Genomic DNA, 16367 nt, shown 5'->3' with positions numbered 1-16367 from the left:
CGCACGCGCGCGGCCCGGCCGGCGGTGCCGGGCAGCCGGCCGGCACGCCGATCCGGGAGACGATGTTCACGATGGCGCCGCCGCTCGGCTGGGTGCGCATCCGCGCGATCTCGGCCTGGAGGGCGAGGAGGACACCGGTGACGTCGGTGTGGAGCATCCGGCGCCACTCCTCGCCGGGCGCCGCCGCCGAGGCGCACGCGCGGAGGGAGAACGGGGAGCTGCGGGGGCGCCGGGTGGTGCTGCGCACGGACCTGACCTGACCTGCGGCCGGCGGTCCGGTCCGTACGCCCCGCCCTGTCACGTCACCGCTACAGCGCCCGTACCTCGTACGCGGTCACCCGTACCGACTCGTCGTCCAGGCACTCCCCGGTGACCAGGTCGAAGCGCTGCTTCAGCAGCGGGGACGCCACGAACGGGCGGCCCTGGTGGGTGCCGGTCAGGCCGCGGGAGAGGACGGCCGCGCCGGTGAAGGGGTCGCGGTTGTCGACGGCGTACAGCCGGTCCGCGCGGTCACGGAAGAGGGCCACCTGGCGGCCGTCCGGCAGCAGGGCCGCCACTCCGCGGCCCGGGACCAGCAGGCTCAGGTCACAGACCGTGAACCAGCCGTCCGCCAGCTGGAGCTGGACCTTCAGGTCGGTCGTCTCAACTGCCAGGGTCATCGCTGGGCGCTTCCTTCCAGGACGTCGTCGGCGGGCCGCAGGCCGATGTTCAGCAGCGGCAGGTCGGGCTTGATCTGGTCGCGCTCGGGGACGAAGGAGACGACCGGGTCCGGGGTGTCCGGGGCGTTCACGAAGGACACGAACCGGGCCAGCTTCTCGGGGTCGCTGACGGTCTCCGCCCACTCGTCGCGGTAGTTCGCGACGTGCGCCCGCATCAGCTTCTCCAGTTCGTCGCAGATGCCGAGCGAGTCGTGCACCACCACGTCCCGTACGTGCTCCAGGCCCCCCGGGATGCGTTCCAGCCAGGTGCTGGTGCGCTCCAGGCGGTCGGCCGTACGGATGTAGAACATGAGGAACCGGTCGATCAGCCGGACCAGTTCGGCGTCGGACAGGTCCTGGGCCAGCAGGTCGGCGTGGCGCGGGGTGGCACCGCCGTTGCCGCCGACGTACAGGTTCCAGCCGTTCGAGGTGGCGATCACCCCGAAGTCCTTGGACTGGGCCTCGGCGCACTCGCGGGCGCACCCGGACACCGCCGACTTCAGCTTGTGCGGGGACCGCAGGCCGCGGTAGCGCAGCTCCAGGTCGATCGCCATCCGGACCGAGTCCTGCACGCCGTACCGGCACCAGGTGGAGCCCACGCAGGACTTCACCGTGCGCAGCGACTTGCCGTAGGCGTGGCCGGACTCGAAGCCGGCGTCCACCAACCGGGCCCAGATCAGCGGAAGCTGTTCGACGCGGGCGCCGAACATGTCGATCCGCTGGCCGCCGGTGATCTTCGTGTAGAGGCCGAAGTCCCGGGCGATCTCACCGATCACGATCAGCTTCTCGGGTGCGATCTCCCCGCCGGGGATGCGCGGCACGACCGAGTACGAGCCGTTCTTCTGGAGGTTGGCGAGGAAGTGGTCGTTGGTGTCCTGGAGCGCGGCCTGCTCGCCGTCCAGGACGTAGCCGCTCGCGCCGATCGTCGGGGCGAGGGAGGCGATGATCGAGCCGACCGCCGGCTTGCACACCTCGCAGCCGTCGCCGCCCCGGGCGCCCTCGCGGCCGTAGTGGTCCAGCAGTTCCTGGTACGACGTGACGCGCAGGGCCAGGACGATCTCGTACAGTTCCTCGCGGGTCTGCGCGAAGCAGCCGCACAGGCCCTTGTCGACCTCGACGCCGGACGCCTCCAGTTCGGCGGTGACCAGCTGGCCCAGCACCTTCACGCAACTGCCGCAGCCGGTACCTGCCTTGGTGCACTTCTTCACCTCGGGCACGGTCGTGCAGCTGTGCTCGGTGACCGCGCCGCGGATCGTGCCCTTGCTGACGTTGTGGCAGGAGCAGATGATCGCCTCGTCCGGCAGCGCGGACGGGCCGAGCTGGGCCCCCGAGCCCGCTCCGGCGGGCAGGACGAGCGACTCGGGGGAGATGGGCGGCACCGAGCCGGTGAGCGCGCGCAAGGTGCCGTACGCCTCCGCGTCGCCGACCAGGATGCCGCCGAGCAGCGTGCCGTCCGCGCCGATGACCAGCTTCTTGTACAGGCCCGCGCGGGAGTCGGAGTAGACCACGTCCAGGCAGTTCTCGGTGGTACCGTGCGCGTCGCCGAAGGAGGCCACGTCCACGCCGAGCAGCTTCAGCTTGGTGGACAGGTCGGCGCCGGTGAAGGAGGCCTCGTCGGCGGCGATGGTGGCCGCGGCCGTCTCGGCCTGCTCGTAGCCCGGCGCCACCAGGCCGTAGACCCGGCCGTCGGCGGCCAGCGCGCACTCGCCGATCGCGAAGACGTGCGGGTCGGAGACGGTCCGGCACTGCTCGTCCACCGCGATGCCGCCGCGCTCGCCGACCGTGAGGCCCGAGGCGCGGGCCAGCTGGTCGCGGGGGCGGACACCGGCGCTGAACACGACCATGTCGGTGGCGAGTTCGGAGCCGTCGGACAGCTTCATGCCGGTGACGGCACCGTCCGCGTCCGTCACGATCTCCTGGGTGCCCACACCGGTGTGGACGGTCAGGCCCATGTCCTGGATGGTCCGCAGCAGGGCCGCGCCACCGCCGTCGTCCACCTGCACCGGCATCAGGCGCGGCGCGAACTCCACGATGTGGGCGTTGAGTCCGAGCCCCTTGAGCGCGCCGGCGGCCTCCAGGCCGAGCAGACCGCCGCCGACCACGGCACCCGTCGTCGCCCGGGTCTTCGCGTACTCCTCGATGGCCAGCAGGTCCTCGATGGTCCGGTACACGAAGCAGCCGGTGGCGTCCTTGTTCGGCACCGGCGGCACGAACGGGTAGGAGCCGGTGGCCAGGACGAGGACGTCGTACTCCACGACCAGACCCGAGCGGGCGGTCACCGTGCGCGCCTCGCGGTCGATCGTCTCCGCCGGGTCGCCGATGTGCAGCTCGATGCCGTGGTCCTTGATGAACTCCCTGTCGGTCAGGGAGAGGTCCTCGGGCGTCCTGCCGGAGAAGTACGAGGTGAGCTGGACGCGGTCGTACGCCGGACGCGGCTCCTCGCACAGTACGACCACGCGGTGCGTGGCGGTCAGGCCGCGCTCGGCGAGCGCTTCGAGGAAGCGCTGGCCGACCATGCCGTGGCCGACGAGCACGATCGTGGGGGTGGCCCCCAGGGTGGCGGTCATTCAGGAGCCTCCATCGTTGGTGAGCAGGTGGAGCAGGGGGCCGTCGTCGGGGAGCGGCTCCGCTCCCTCCCAGGCGCGGGCGAGCGCGCCGACGGTGCCGAGTTCGCCGACGAGGACCCCGCCGACCAGACGGTCGTCGCGGACGACGACCTTGCGGTAGGTGCCCCGGGTGGCGTCGGCGATCCGCACGACGTCGTCGCCGGGGCGGGGTTCGGTCTCGCCGAACGCGGCGAGGTCGAAGGGGGAGTCGGGACCGGTGAGGGTCAGCCGGGTCAGGGAGCGGGTGCCGGTGTAGCGGGCGCGGGCGTCACCTGCCAGCAGCTCGGCGAGCGCGTCGGCCTGTTCCAGGGCCGGGGCGGCCAGGCCGTAGACCGTGCCGTCGTGCTGGGCGCAGTCGCCGATGGCGTGGATGCGCGGATCGGAGGTGCGCAGCTCGTCGTCCACGAGGACGCCCTTGTGGACGGCGAGGCCCGCCTGCTCGGCGAGACCCGTGCGGGGCCGTACCCCGCAGGCGAGGACCACGAGGTCGGCGTCGAGCGCGTATCCGTCGGCCATCTCGACCGAGCGGACCGCGCCGCCGACGCAGCGCACGTCCCGCACCCGGCACTCGGTGTGCACCTCGACGCCCAGCTCGGTCAGGTGCCGCAGCACCAGCCGGGAGGCGTCCGGGTCCAGCTGGCGCTCCATGAGCCGCTCGGCCTGCTGCGCGAGCACCACCTGGGCGCCGCGTACGGCGAGCGCGCGGGCCGCGGAGACGCCGAGCAGCCCGCCGCCGATGACGACCGCCCGCACCCCGGGCCGCACCGCCTTGGCGAGGCCCAGGCAGTCGTCCATGGTGCGGAACGCGTGGACGCCCTCGGGCAGCTGGTGGTCAGGAGTGAACAGGCCGCGCAGCGGGGGCAGCACCGGGTTGGAGCCGGTGGCCAGCACCAGCGCGTCGTAGGCGATCGACGTACCGTCGGCGCAGGCGACGGTCCGGGCGGCCCGGTCGATGCCGGTGACCCGGGTGCGCAGCAGGCCGGCATGCGGCGGGAGGGTGATCACCTCCGGGGCGTACCGGCCGGCCAGTACCTCGGCCAGCAGCACCCGGTTGTACGGCGCGTGCTCCTCCTCGCCGACGAGCAGCGCGGGCGTGCCCAGCTCGCCGAGCCGCCGGGCGAGCCGTACGCCCGCGAGGCCGGCGCCGATCACCACCACACGCGTATTCGAGGTCATGTCCCGAGCGTGCGGCCCCGACGTTACCCGGCAGCATCGCGTCTGTTTCCCGGGAGGAACGCTGCCCTCAGCGGACCGGGGCGGGGAGTGTGAGGGGGTTGCGCGGGGGCGGGGGAGGGTGTGAGGCGGCCGTTCGTGCCGTGTCCGGTGCCGGTGGAGACCTTGGTGACCGCCGTCAGCGGCTCGCCGTCAGGTGGGCGAACACCACCACGTTGCCCTGGTAGCCGGTGGTCTTCGAGTAGCCGCCGCCGCAGGTGATGACGCGGAGTTCGGGGCGGGGGGCCGCGCCGTACACCTTCTCGTCGGGGAAGTCGTGGGCCGAGTACACCTCCACCGCGTCGACGGTGAACACGGCCACGCTGCCGTCCCGGCGGTCCACTTCGATGCGGGCGCCCCGCTTCAGCGCGCCGAGGTCGTAGAAGACGGCGGGGCCCTCGGTGTTGTCGACGTGGCCGGCGACGATCGCGGTGCCCGTCTCGCCGGGGGTGGTGCCGGCCTCGTACCAGCCGGCCAGGTTCTTCTCCTTGGCGGGCGGCGCGTCCAGGCTTCCGGAGCGGGTGAGGGCGAGGCCCATGAGGGGCGCGTTCACCCGGATCGCGGGGATGCGGATGCGCAGGGGCGGGGACGGCGCGAGGCCGGGCGCCGCGGCCCGCGCACCGCCCGGGTCGGGACGGCCCTCGGCGGCGGACGGCTGCGGTGGGGTGTGCGGGCCGGTGCCGCCGCCCAGCAGCCACACGCCCGAGCCGAGGGCCACGACGGTGACGGCGGCTATGGCGGTGTCGCCGAGCCGGGCGGCCCTGGCGCTCCGAGCGCTCCCGCGGTTCCCGGCGGCCTCGCGGTTTCCGGCGGCCTCGCGCATGCCAATCCCCTCTCCCGGGGGCGCACCCCCAAAAGCCCCTTCCCCCTCCGGGCCGCGAGGGGCGTCGGACCCGGAGGGGGCGGGATGTGCGGTACCGGCGGACGGACAGCGGAGGGTGTCCGTCAGATCCCGTCGCCTCTCGCCCGGCGATGCAGGAGCCAGGTACCGCCCGCGGCGGCGACGGCCAGTGCCGCCACACCCGCCGCGGTCTGTACGGGGTCGGGGCCGAGTCCGCCGCCGACCCCCGTCTTCACGCTTCCTCGCGGCAGCACCTGCTGCTCGTGTGCCGCGGTCAATGCCACCACCAGGTCGCCCGCCACCTGCCGGTCGCCCTCGGCGCACCGGGCGACGATCTCGTACGTCCCCGGCTGCGCGCTCGGCGGCACCCGGAACTGTCCGATCGCCTCGCCCTCGTGCGCGGTGGGCGCCAGCATGAACGTTCCGGCACCGACCGCGCCCGCGTCCCCGGTCGCGGCCCCTGTGTCCCCGCACGCGGCGGTGTTCACCGTGACCTGGCCACCGGGTGCCACGGTCGCCGGGTACAGGTCCAGACGGCCGGTTCCGGCCGCGTGGGCGGGCGCCGCGGCGGTCACGGCGAGCGCGGTACCGGCCAGCAGACGGGCAGTGCGTCGCATGGTGCTCCCCAGAGCTTGTCCGACTCGTCCAGGGGTGCGCCCCTGCCCTACCGAGGTAAGTCGCAGTCGCGGGGATCCGCTTCCCGAGGCTGCGCCGGGAATGCGGTGAACGGGTGGCGCGAAAGGCCCCCCACACGGCCTAGCCGGAGCGCTTTCCGGCAGGTCAGGGCCGTGTGAGGGGCCGGGTGCGAAGAGCACACGATTGGCCCCCACCCGCCGGCCGCACCCCGTGCGCGGGGCGGCGGCCGGCCGGGGAGGCCGCGTCGGTTCAGTTGACGTTGACCGCGCTCCAGGCGGCGGCCACCGCGTTGTACTCGGTGCTGCCCGCGCCGTAGAGGTCCTTGGCCGCGTTGAGGGTGGCCGTGCGCGCGCCCGCGTAGTTGGTCGAGGAGGTCATGTAGACCGTCAGCGCCCGGTACCAGATCTTGCCGACCTTGTCCCGGCCGATGCCGGTGACCGTGGAGCCGTTGTACGTCGGCGAGTCGTAGCTGACGCCGTTGACGGTCTTGGCGCCGCTGCCCTCGGCGAGCAGGTAGGCGAAGTGGTTGGCGACGCCCGAGGAGTAGTGGACGTCCAGGTTCCCGACCGACGAAGTCCAGTAGTCCGCCGAACTCCCGTCCTTGGACGGCTTGTCCATGAAGCGCAGGGCCGCCTGGCCGAAGCCGGGCTTCACGATCTTCTCGCCGATGAGGTAGTCACCGGTGTCGGAGGAGTTGTTCGCGTACCACTCGACCATCGTGCCGAGGATGTCGGAGGTGGCCTCGTTCAGCCCGCCGGACTCGCCCGAGTAGGTCAGCGCGGCGGTCTTGGACGTGACGCCGTGGGTCATCTCGTGTCCGGCGACGTCGAGGGCGACCAGCGGTCCGAAGGTGGTGCCGTCACCGTCGCCGTACGTCATGCAGAAGCAACTGTCGTCCCAGAAGGCGTTGTTGTAGTTGCTGCCGTAGTGGACGCGGTTGTACGAGCCCTTGCCGTCGCCCGCGATGCCGCTGCGGCCGTGGATGTTCTTGTAGTAGTCCCAGGTCTCGTTGGTGCCGTACTGGGCGTCGACGGCGGCCGAGGCGCGGTCCGCGGTGGCGCCCGAGCCCCAGTGGTTGTCGGCGTCCGTGAACAGGGTCGCGGGGGCCCGGTTGAAGCAGATGCCGAAGACGCACAGGTCGGTCTTGTTCTCGGCGTCACCGGTGTAGGTGTTGCCGCGCGTCGGGTCCTTCAGCTGGTACGACGACCCGGACTGGGTCGACTCCAGCGGCACCGTCCCGCTGTACAGGGACTTGCCGTCGCCGGTGGCCGTCTCGATGCTGTCCCAGGCGTCGATCTGCGCTCCGGTGCGCGCGTCGGTCAGCACGGTCCGGGCGACGGGGTTGCCGAGCGAGTCCAGGCCGGCCGCGTCGGTGCGCCAGGCCAGCTTCGGGCTGCCGTGCAGGGCGTCGACCACCAGCACCGGCTTGGCCTTGGCCTGCTTCAGCGTGGTGCCGGGGTTGGCCGCGCGCAGGGCGCTCACCGCGAGACCCGCGGCCTTGGGACCGGAGACCCGCGGGGTGACGGAGGGCACGGAGATCGCCTGCCGGGTGGCGCGGTCGGCGCTGCGGTAGGTGCCGTCGGGAGCGAGATGGACGACGAAGTCGCCGCCGAGCACCGGGAGCTGACGGTAGGTGCGGTCGTAGCGGACGTGCTGGGTGCCGTCCTTGTCCACGACCACGTCCCGGACGCTCGTGTCCTGCGGGGCGGTGAGGCCCAGGGACGCCGCGTGGGCCAGGAGGGCCGACGCCGCGTTCTCGATCGCGGTGGCCCGGGCCGGTCCGGCGTCGGCGTGGGCGGCGGGGGAGAGGCTGACGGCCAGCAGGGTCGCGGTGGTCAGGGCGACTGCGGCGGTGGCTGTGCGGCGGGTTCCTCGGACGTGCTGCCGTATCCGGCTCATCTGTCTCCTCGGGGAGGCGCCAGGCTGGGTGTGGGGGTGGCGCTGACGTGTCACCGAGATTTAAGAGGCCATGACATGTCATGTCCATAGCGCGTTCATGGATCTTCGGGGAGATGTGTGGGGAGCCGGCGAGGGTCCAGAATCGTTTCCGTGATCGCCGAGGACCGCCGCCCCCTGCCCTTCTTCGTCTACGGCACGCTCCGCCCCGGCGAGGCCAACCACGACCTCTTCCTGCGCGGTCGCACCCTCGCCGAGGAACCGGCCCGCCTCACCGGTGCCGTGCTGTACGACGGCCCCGGCTACCCCTACGCCGTCGAGGAGCCCGGCGGTACCGTGCGCGGAGAACTGGTGACCGCCCGGCCCGAGGCGTACGAGGAGCTGCTGGCCGCCCTGGACCGGCTGGAGGAGTACGTGCCCGGCGACCCCCGCAACCTCTACGAACGCCTCGCCCGGGACGTCGTCCGCACCGCCGGCGGCACCGTCCGCGCCTGGGTCTATCTGGCCGCCCCGCGCGTCGCCGCCCGGCTGCGCGCCACCGGCACCCGCATCGCGGACGGCGACTGGCTCTCCCGCCGCTGAGTCAGGGCAGCAGGGTGACCCCCTCGGGCACCTCGATGCCGAACTCCTGCTCCACCACGCGCCGCGCCCGCGCCTCCTCGGTCAGCGTGCGCTCGGTCACCGTGCCGTCGGCGAGCGTCTCGGTGAACCGGGCGCCGTCCAGGGCGAGATGGCGGTCGGCGGTGGTGCGCTGCAGATAGGGACGGCGGGTGAACGGAGACCGGGGGTGGGTGCCGACGAACCAGTTGAACACCTCCAGGTCGGACGCGGCGAACGGCTCCTGGGTGAACGCGTACTGACCGGCCCACGGCCCCTCGCCCGGACCGCCCCGGGGGTCGTGGGCCTGCAACTCCCACAGCTCCAGCGGCCCGTCGTGCGGCAGCCGCACCAGCCGGTGCCGGCGACCGGCGCCCTCGAACTCGGTGCCGGTCACCAGCGGCACCGGCAGCAGCAGCGCGCCGGGCGCGCCGAAGCCGACGTCCGCGAGATACGGCAGCGGCTCGTCCGCCACCTCGACCCGGAGCATCGCGTGCGTCCGGGGCCGGCTCTCCGGCGTCTGCGCGCCCACCACGACCCGGCCGGCCAGGTGGGTCACCCGGAAGCCGAGCGCCTCCAGCGCCAGCCGGAGCAGGATGTTGTGCTCGTAGCAGTAGCCGCCGCGCCGGCCGTGGATCATCTTGGCCATCAGGTCGGCGGGCGCGAGGGAGGGAGCCGTGCCCCGCACCGGGTCCAGGTTCTCGAAGGGCAGCGACAGCGCGTGCGCCAGGTGCACCCCGCGCAGGGTGGCCAGGCCGGCCCGCCGCTCGCCCTTGAAGCCGATGCGGTCCAGATAGGCGTCGAGGTCGTACGGCTCGCTCTGCTCGGTCAGGTCGGTGTCGGACATGCTCCGAACCTATGCGAGCCCCGCCGCCCGTGCCGCGTCCGGCGGACCGGACCTCACTGGTCCGCTGGACCTAGGACCTCCACCCGCACCGCGCACGACTTGAACTCCGGCATCCGGGAGGTCGGGTCCAGGGCCGGGTTGGTGAGCGTGTTGGCGCGGCCCTCGCCCGGCCAGTGGAAGGGCATGAAGACGGTGTCCGGCCGGATGGCACCGGTGATCCGCGCCGGCGCGACGGCCCGGCCGCGCCGGGACACCACCGCCACCGGGTCGCCGTCGGCCGCCCCCAGCCGGGCCGCCAGCCGGGGGTGCAGTTCCACGAACGGGCCGGGCGCCGCCGCGTTCAGCTCCGCCACGCGCCGGGTCTGCGCCCCCGACTGGTACTGCGACACCACCCGCCCCGTGGTCAGCAACAGCGGATACTCCGCATCCGGCTCCTCGGCCGTGGCCCGGTGCACCACGGGCACGAACCGGGCCCGGCCGTCGGGCGTGGCGAAACGGTCGAGGAAGAGGCGGGGGGTGCCGGGATGCACGGCGGCCGGGCCGGGGCTTGCCACGGGGGTGCCGGGCAGCGAGCGGGCGTCGGCAGGGGCGCCGGCGGCGGTCGTCGGGTCGTCGGTCGCGGCATCGGCAGTGGTCCCGGCGTCCGCGGTGGGGTGGGCGGGCGCGGTGTGGCGAGCGATGTCGGCGGCTGTCGGGTGGGCGGGCGTGGTGTCGTGGGTGGTGCGGGCGGTGGTCGTCGGGTCGTCGGCAGTGGTCCCGGCGTCCGCGGTGGGGTGGGCGGGCAGCGTGTCGACGGTGGCGTCGGCGTTCCTGAAGTGGGCCGGCAGGGTGTCGGCGTCCGTCGCCGGGTCGTCCGGCAAGGTGTCCAGGATCGCGTCCTCACCGTCGGCCGTGGCGGAGCCGTCCTGCCCGGCCGCCACGTTTCCGTACGCGCCCGGTGCCGTTCCGTCGGCGGTGACGGGTGTCTCACCCGAACCCTCCGGACACGGCCAGAAGACGCCGTTCTCCTCGGTCAGGCGGCGGTAGGTGATGCCGGAGTAGTCCGCCGGGCCGCCGGCGCTCGCGCGGCGGAGTTCCTCGAAGATCTCCTCCGGGTCGGTCGGGAAGCCCTTCTCCACCCCGAGGCGGTCGGCCAGCTCATGGAGGACGTACAGGTCGCTGTGGACGCCGGGCGGCGGAGCGACGGCCTGGCGGCGCAGCAGCACGCGGCCCTCCAGGCTGGTCGTCGTGCCCGTCTCCTCCGCCCACTGGGTCACCGGCAGGACGACGTCCGCCAGTTCCGCCGTCTCCGAGAGGACGACGTCGGCCACCGCGAGGAAGTCCAGCGAGCGCAGGCGCTGCTCGATGTGGGCCGCGCGCGGGGCCGACACCACCGGGTTGGAGCCCATCAGCAGCAGCGCCCGGACGTCGGTACCGAGGGCGTCGAGGAGTTCGTACGCGCTGCGCCCGGGCCCCGGCAGGCTGTCCGGGTCCACGCCCCACACCCCCGCCACGTGCCGCCGCGCCGCCGGGTCGTCCAGCTTGCGGTAGCCGGGCAACTGGTCGGCCTTCTGGCCGTGTTCGCGTCCGCCCTGCCCGTTGCCCTGCCCGGTCAGACAGCCGTACCCGGAGAAGGGGCGGCCCGGACGGCCGGTCGCCAGGCACAGGTTGATCCAGGCGCCGACCGTGTCCGTGCCCTTGGACTGCTGCTCCGGTCCGCGCGCGGTGAGCACCATCGCCGCCTCCGGCTCGCAGAACATCCGTACCGCCTGGCGGAGCTGCGGCACCGGCACCCCGGTGATCCGCTCGACGTACTCCGGCCAGTGCGCCATCGCCGCGGCACGGGCCTCCTCCCATCCGGTGGTCCGCTCCCGGATGTACTCCTCGTCCGTGCGCCCCTCGGCCACCACCAGGTGCAGCAGGCCCAGCGCGAGCGCGAGATCGGTGCCGGGCCGGGGCGCGAGGTGCAGGTCGGCCTGCTCGGCGGTCCGCGTCCGGCGCGGGTCGACGACGATCAGCGTGCCGCCGTTCTCCCGCAGTTCCGTGAAGAACCGCAGCGACGGCGGCATGGTCTCGGCCAGGTTGGACCCGACGAGGATCACACACCCGGTCCTCGGGACGTCCTCCAGCGGGAACGGCAGTCCCCGGTCGAGACCGAACGCCTTCGTGCCGGCCGCAGCCGCCGACGACATGCAGAACCGGCCGTTGTAGTCGATCTGCGAGGTGCCCAGCACCACCCGGGCGAACTTGCCGAGCGCGTACGCCTTCTCGTTGGTCAGTCCGCCCCCGCCGAACACCCCGAGCGCGTCGGCGCCGTACCGCTCCCGGGTCGCCCCGAGCCGCTCGGCGATCCGGTCCAGCGCCTCTGGCCAGCTCGCCTCCACCAGCCGGCCGCCGTCGCGCACCAGCGGCGCGGTCAGCCGTACCGCGGGCGACAGCACCTCGGCCGCCGTACGGCCCTTGCCGCACAGCGCGCCCCGGTTCACGGGGAAGTCGGCGCGCTCGGTGATCTCGACGCCCCCCTGGGGCAGGGGCGTGATGTTCATCCCGCACTGCAGGGCGCAGTACGGGCAGTGGGTGGGCGTCGAGGTGTTCTCCATGCCGCCCAGCGTGCGTCGTACGTGTTACGGCCCCGGGTCGCCTCCGGTTACACCCCCGGCACGGCGACCTCCCCGCGCCGGCCGGCCGGCCGTGAGGCCGCGGTCACCGCCCGGCGGCCAGCGCCCGCGCCACCCCCGGCTCCTTCGGCCCCAGGAACCGCGGGTCCGGCCGGAAGACGGCGTCCAGCGCCGCCTTGCCCGCCGCGAACACCTCCCGCGTCCCGCCGTAGTACCAGGTCGCGTCGTGCTCGGCGTCGACCCCGACCCCGTACGACTCCACCCCCGCCGCCTGGCACAGCGCCACCGCCCGCCGGATGTGGAAGCCCTGGCTGATCAGCACCGCCCGGTCCACCCCGAAGATCTTCTTCGCCCGGACACAGGAGTCCCAGGTGTCGAACCCGGCGTAGTCGCTGACGATCCGCGCGTGAGGCACCCCGTGCTTCGTCAGGTAGGCGCGCATGGCGTCGGGCTCGTCGTAGTCCTCCCGGCTGTTGTCCCCGGTGACCAGCACCACCTCGATCCGTCCCGCCCGGTACAGCGTGGCCGCGGCGTCCAGCCGGTGCGCGAGGTACGGCGTCGGCTGCCCGTGCTTCCACAGCCCCGCCCCGAACACCACCGCGACCTCGGTGCGCGGCACGTCCGCCGTGGTCCGCAGCCGGTCCGCCGTCGACACGTACAGCCAGGCCGACGGCAGCAGCGCCAGCACACACCCGGCCATCACGGCCTGCACCAGCCGCCGCTGCCCGGTCCGCGTGCGCGGCCATCGCGGTCGACGGATCCTCATACGGCCCCCCAGTGATCGCTCCCGACCAAGGAGGACGCCACCGGCGCGGCTCCGGTTCACCTCACATCGGACGTCCGTGCGAGGTGAACCCGCGGTAAATACCCGTGACGGCCACGCAACGGGCGCGCAACGTGCTCCGGCCAGGATCGTTCCATGACGGCGTCGATCCCCCTCCGCACCAGCAGCCGGCTCGTCTCCCCGCTCGGCCGCCGCCGCCCGGCCCCGCCGGCCCTCGTGCTGGTCGCCCACGGCAGCCGGAACCCCCGGGCCCTCACCACCGTACGGGCCCTCATGGACCGGGTCCGCGCGCTGCGCCCCGGCCTCCCGGTCCACCTGGGCCACATCGAGCTGAACGAGCCCCTGCTCCCCGACACCCTCGCCGCCCTCGGCAGCACCCCCGCCGTCCTCGTCCCGCTCCTCCTCGGCCGCGGCTACCACGTCAAGCAGGACATCCCCGAGATGGCGGCGGCCTCACCGGTACGCGCACACGTGGCCACCCCGCTGGGCCCCCACCCCCTCCTCGCCGAGGCCCTGCACGCCCGCCTCCTGGAAGCCGGCTGGCCGGCGGCCATGGACGACACCGCCCGCCGTGAAACCGCGGTCGTCCTCGCCGCGGCCGGCTCCCGCGACCCGGACTCGGCCACGGACACCCACCACACGGCCCGCCTCCTCTCCGCCCGCCTGGGCGTCCCGGTGATCCCCGCGTACGCCTCGGCGGCGACCCCGACGGTGACGACGGCTCTGCGTGCCTTGGCGGCAAGGGGCCGCCACCGAGTGGCAGTGGCGTCCGGTTTCACGGCCCCGGGCCGCTTCGCGACGCAGTGCGCGCAAGCAGCGCCGTGGATCGCCTCGGCCCCTCTTGGCGCCCACGATGCGATGGCTCGTCTGGTCGTGCACCGCTACGACCAGAGCCTGGCAGAAGGGTCCACGGCAGCTGCCTGAAAGCCACCACGCACCCGCACCCGCCGGCGGAACCGAACATGGCAGACGATTAGGCTTACTGTCGACCCATGGAAGGCACCGCACTCTCCACGGCATACGACCCGACGTCAGTCGACCGCTGGGCCCCCGAACCCGACAAACGCCCGGGCCGCACAGCCTTCCAGCGCGACCGTGCCCGCATCCTCCACTCCGCCGCCCTGCGGCGTCTCGCCGGCAAGACGCAGGTGGTGACCCCGGGCACCAGAAGCCAGGTCTGGGACGCCAGTCCCCGGACACGGCTCACCCATTCCCTCGAATGCGCCCAGGTCGGCCGGGAGCTGGGCGCCGCCCTCGGCTGTGACCCCGACCTGGTCGAGGCGGCCTGCCTCGCCCACGACCTCGGTCACCCGCCCTTCGGCCACAACGGCGAGACCGCGCTGAACGAGTTCGCCGACGACTGCGGCGGTTTCGAGGGCAACGCCCAGTCCCTCAGGCTCCTCACCCGCATCGAGCCCAAACGGTTCACCGAGGACCGCTCCGTCGGCCTCAACCTGACCCGCGCCACCCTGGACGCCGCCACCAAGTACCCGTGGCCGCGCGGCACGCACCCCACCGACCCGGCGTCGCGGAAGTTCGGCGTGTACGAGGACGACCTCCCGGTGTTCGACTGGGTCAGACGGCACGCCCCCGGCACCCGCACCTGCTTCGAGGCGCAGGTCATGGACTGGTCGGACGACGTCGCCTACTCGGTGCACGACGTCGAGGACGGCCTGCACGCCGGCCACATCGACCCCAACTGCCTGCACGCCGAGCCGGAACGGCGGGCGGTGTTCGAGGTCGCCATCGGCCGGTACGTCCCCGTGGACACCGACCCCGCCGAACTCGACGCCGCCCTGGACCGCCTCCAGGACGAGGAGTGGTGGCCGCACGGCTACGACGGCACGGCGGTCGCCCAGGCCCGTCTGAAGGACGCCACCAGTCAGCTCATCGGCCGGTTCTGCCTGGCCGCCGAGGCCGCCACCCGCGCCGCGTGGGGTACCGGCCCGCTCACCCGCTACGACGCCGAACTCGTCGTCCCCCGGGGGACCCGCATGGAGTGCGCGGTGCTCAAGGCGGTCGCGGACCGGTACGTGATGCAGCGCGCGGAGCAGGAGCAGCTCCGCGCCGACCAGCGGGTCATCGTCGCGGAGCTGGCCGAGGCGCTGACCGCCCGCGCGCCCGAGGGCCTGGACCCCCAGTTCCGGGCGCTGTTCGACGCGGCGGACGACGACCGCGCGCGCAAGCGGGTGATCGTGGACCAGATCGCGTCCCTGACCGACGCCTCGGCGCTCTCGCTGCACGCGAGACTTACGGGGCATATGTGAGAGGAACATGACCCTGCGTGGCCTGATCGGGTCACACCCTCTTCCCGCATCACGCCGCGTGCGGGACGCTCGCATGTGGCGGCACCCTTACGAGGAGGCATCAAGTGGTCGACGCGGATCAGACATTCGTCATCGTGGGAGGCGGTCTCGCCGGCGCGAAGGCGGCCGAGACGCTCCGGACGGAGGGCTTCACCGGCCGCGTGATACTGATCTGCGACGAACGCGACCACCCCTACGAGCGCCCGCCGCTGTCCAAGGGCTATCTGCTCGGCAAGGAGGAGCGGGACAGCGTCTTCGTGCACGAGCCCGCCTGGTACGCCCGCAACGACGTCGAGCTGCACCTCGGCCAGACCGTGGACCGGATCGACCGTACGGCGAAGACGGTCCGCTTCGGCGACGACGGCACGATCGTCCGCTACGACAAGCTGCTGCTGGCCACCGGCGCCGAGCCGCGCCGTCTGGACATCCCCGGCACCGACCTGGCGGGCGTCCACCACCTGCGCCGCCTCGCGCACGCCGAGCGCCTCAAAGGCGTCCTGCACCACCTCGGCCGGGACAACGGGCACCTGGTGATCGCGGGCGCCGGCTGGATCGGCCTGGAGGTCGCGGCGGCGGCCCGGGGCTACGGCGCGGAGGTCACGGTGATCGAACCGGCGCCGACCCCGCTGCACGGTGTGCTCGGCCCCGAGCTGGGCAACGTCTTCGCCGAGCTGCACCGCGAGCACGGCGTCCGCTTCCACTTCGGCGTCCGGCTCACCGAGATCGTCGGCCAGGACGGCGTGGTCCTCGCGGCCCGCACGGACGACGGCGAGGAGCACCCGGCGCACGACGTCCTCGCGGCGATCGGCGCGGCACCCCGGGTCGCCCTCGCGGAGGCGGCCGGCCTGGAGATCGCCGACCGGGCGCACGGCGGCGGCATCGTCGTCGACGAACGCCTGCGCACGTCCGACCCCGACATCTACGCGGCCGGCGACGTGGCGTCCTTCCCGCTCGCCCTGTTCGACACCCGGCTGCGCGTCGAGCACTGGGCGAACGCCCTGAACGGCGGCCCGGCGGCGGCGCGCGCGATGCTCGGCGAGGAGGTGGTCCACGACCGTGTGCCGTACTTCTTCACCGACCAGTACGACCTGGGCATGGAGTACAGCGGATGGGCGCCGCCGGGGTCGTACGACGAGGTGGTGATCCGGGGCGACGCCGGGAAGCGGGAGTTCATCGCGTTCTGGGTGAAGGAGGGCCGTGTGCTGGCCGGGATGAACGTGAACGTGTGGGATGTCACAGAGCCGATCCAGAAGCTGATCCGTTCCCGGGCCCAGGTGAACACCGAGGCGCTCTCGGACCCGCACGTCCCCCTCGACAGCCTCACCTCATGACCTCCGCGAGCACCGG

Annotated in this window: 13 protein-coding genes and 1 pseudogene; 4 read left to right on the top strand and 10 right to left on the bottom strand. The window is 73.4% G+C overall.

Annotated elements, in window-relative coordinates:
* Positions 1 to 43: 43 nt before the first annotated feature.
* The 7 genes and pseudogenes from AB0L21_RS07605 to AB0L21_RS07575 all read right to left on the bottom strand — a co-directional run.
* Positions 44 to 172, bottom strand: a pseudogene (locus tag AB0L21_RS07605) (short-chain dehydrogenase); the annotation flags it as partial.
* Between the two features lie 136 nt (positions 173 to 308).
* Positions 309 to 659 carry a nitrite reductase small subunit NirD gene (gene nirD, locus AB0L21_RS07600; RefSeq protein ID WP_365699436.1) on the bottom strand — a complete coding sequence of 117 codons (351 nt, stop codon included), beginning with the start codon at positions 657 to 659 and terminating at the stop codon, positions 309 to 311.
* Positions 656 to 3265: a nitrite reductase large subunit NirB gene (gene nirB / locus AB0L21_RS07595; protein ID WP_365782762.1), complete on the bottom strand. Its 2610-nt coding sequence runs from the start codon at positions 3263 to 3265 to the stop codon at positions 656 to 658. The genes nirD and nirB overlap by 4 nt, the downstream gene beginning before the upstream one ends.
* The gene (locus AB0L21_RS07590) at positions 3266 to 4480 is read right to left on the bottom strand and encodes an FAD-dependent oxidoreductase (RefSeq protein WP_365699434.1); all 1215 of its coding nucleotides are present in this window, start codon (positions 4478 to 4480) and stop codon (positions 3266 to 3268) included.
* 175 nt (positions 4481 to 4655) lie between these two features.
* Positions 4656 to 5339 (bottom strand): class F sortase, encoded by a 684-nt coding sequence (locus AB0L21_RS07585; protein WP_365782760.1) that lies wholly within the window; start codon positions 5337 to 5339, stop codon positions 4656 to 4658.
* Between the two features lie 122 nt (positions 5340 to 5461).
* Positions 5462 to 5974, bottom strand: coding sequence for a hypothetical protein (locus AB0L21_RS07580; RefSeq protein WP_365782758.1), 513 nt, complete (start codon positions 5972 to 5974; stop codon positions 5462 to 5464).
* Between the two features lie 268 nt (positions 5975 to 6242).
* Positions 6243 to 7892 (bottom strand): M4 family metallopeptidase, encoded by a 1650-nt coding sequence (locus tag AB0L21_RS07575; RefSeq protein ID WP_365699431.1) that lies wholly within the window; start codon positions 7890 to 7892, stop codon positions 6243 to 6245.
* 150 nt (positions 7893 to 8042) lie between these two features.
* Between AB0L21_RS07575 and AB0L21_RS07570 the strand changes: the two genes are divergently transcribed.
* Positions 8043 to 8471 carry a gamma-glutamylcyclotransferase family protein gene (locus tag AB0L21_RS07570; protein ID WP_365699430.1) on the top strand — a complete coding sequence of 143 codons (429 nt, stop codon included), beginning with the start codon at positions 8043 to 8045 and terminating at the stop codon, positions 8469 to 8471.
* A gap of 1 nt (position 8472) precedes the next feature.
* Here AB0L21_RS07570 and AB0L21_RS07565 read toward each other — a convergent pair whose 3' ends face one another.
* The 3 genes from AB0L21_RS07565 to AB0L21_RS07555 form a co-directional block, all read right to left on the bottom strand.
* A complete protein-coding gene (locus tag AB0L21_RS07565; RefSeq protein ID WP_365782756.1) occupies positions 8473 to 9333 on the bottom strand; it encodes an arylamine N-acetyltransferase in 861 nt (286 codons plus the stop codon).
* Positions 9334 to 9386: 53 nt separating this feature from the next.
* The gene (locus tag AB0L21_RS07560; protein ID WP_365782754.1) at positions 9387 to 11912 is read right to left on the bottom strand and encodes a molybdopterin-dependent oxidoreductase; all 2526 of its coding nucleotides are present in this window, start codon (positions 11910 to 11912) and stop codon (positions 9387 to 9389) included.
* Between the two features lie 103 nt (positions 11913 to 12015).
* Positions 12016 to 12696 (bottom strand): ElyC/SanA/YdcF family protein, encoded by a 681-nt coding sequence (locus AB0L21_RS07555; protein ID WP_365782752.1) that lies wholly within the window; start codon positions 12694 to 12696, stop codon positions 12016 to 12018.
* Between the two features lie 153 nt (positions 12697 to 12849).
* Here AB0L21_RS07555 and AB0L21_RS07550 point away from each other — a divergent pair, with 153 nt between their 5' ends.
* The 3 genes from AB0L21_RS07550 (at position 12850) to AB0L21_RS07540 (ending at position 16351) form a co-directional block, all read left to right on the top strand.
* Complete coding sequence (locus AB0L21_RS07550; protein WP_365699426.1) at positions 12850 to 13638, top strand: sirohydrochlorin chelatase; 789 nt, start codon at positions 12850 to 12852, stop codon at positions 13636 to 13638.
* Between the two features lie 68 nt (positions 13639 to 13706).
* Positions 13707 to 14981, top strand: coding sequence for a deoxyguanosinetriphosphate triphosphohydrolase (locus AB0L21_RS07545; RefSeq protein ID WP_365782750.1), 1275 nt, complete (start codon positions 13707 to 13709; stop codon positions 14979 to 14981).
* A 104-nt stretch (positions 14982 to 15085) separates the two neighbouring features.
* Positions 15086 to 16351 carry an FAD-dependent oxidoreductase gene (locus AB0L21_RS07540; RefSeq protein ID WP_365782748.1) on the top strand — a complete coding sequence of 422 codons (1266 nt, stop codon included), beginning with the start codon at positions 15086 to 15088 and terminating at the stop codon, positions 16349 to 16351.
* Positions 16352 to 16367: the final 16 nt, after the last annotated feature.

The sequence above is a fragment of the Streptomyces sp. NPDC052721 genome (genome assembly GCF_040678315.1).
Taxonomy (GTDB): Bacteria; Actinomycetota; Actinomycetes; order Streptomycetales; family Streptomycetaceae; genus Streptomyces.
This window is presented reverse-complemented; position numbering and strand designations above follow the sequence as displayed.

Bases quoted from the DNA above. Each gene is read 5' to 3' on its own strand.
- nirB (WP_365782762.1), bottom strand. From the start codon at position 3,265: ATGACCGCCACCCTGGGGGCCACCCCCACGATCGTGCTCGTCGGCCAC.
- AB0L21_RS07585 (WP_365782760.1), bottom strand. From the start codon at position 5,339: ATGCGCGAGGCCGCCGGAAACCGCGAGGCCGCCGGGAACCGCGGGAGC.
- AB0L21_RS07575 (WP_365699431.1), bottom strand. From the start codon at position 7,892: ATGAGCCGGATACGGCAGCACGTCCGAGGAACCCGCCGCACAGCCACC.
- AB0L21_RS07565 (WP_365782756.1), bottom strand. From the start codon at position 9,333: ATGTCCGACACCGACCTGACCGAGCAGAGCGAGCCGTACGACCTCGAC.
- AB0L21_RS07550 (WP_365699426.1), top strand. From the start codon at position 12,850: ATGACGGCGTCGATCCCCCTCCGCACCAGCAGCCGGCTCGTCTCCCCG.
- AB0L21_RS07545 (WP_365782750.1), top strand. From the start codon at position 13,707: ATGGAAGGCACCGCACTCTCCACGGCATACGACCCGACGTCAGTCGAC.
- AB0L21_RS07560 (WP_365782754.1), bottom strand. From the start codon at position 11,912: ATGGAGAACACCTCGACGCCCACCCACTGCCCGTACTGCGCCCTGCAG.
- AB0L21_RS07590 (WP_365699434.1), bottom strand. From the start codon at position 4,480: ATGACCTCGAATACGCGTGTGGTGGTGATCGGCGCCGGCCTCGCGGGC.
- AB0L21_RS07555 (WP_365782752.1), bottom strand. From the start codon at position 12,696: ATGAGGATCCGTCGACCGCGATGGCCGCGCACGCGGACCGGGCAGCGG.
- AB0L21_RS07580 (WP_365782758.1), bottom strand. From the start codon at position 5,974: ATGCGACGCACTGCCCGTCTGCTGGCCGGTACCGCGCTCGCCGTGACC.
- nirD (WP_365699436.1), bottom strand. From the start codon at position 659: ATGACCCTGGCAGTTGAGACGACCGACCTGAAGGTCCAGCTCCAGCTG.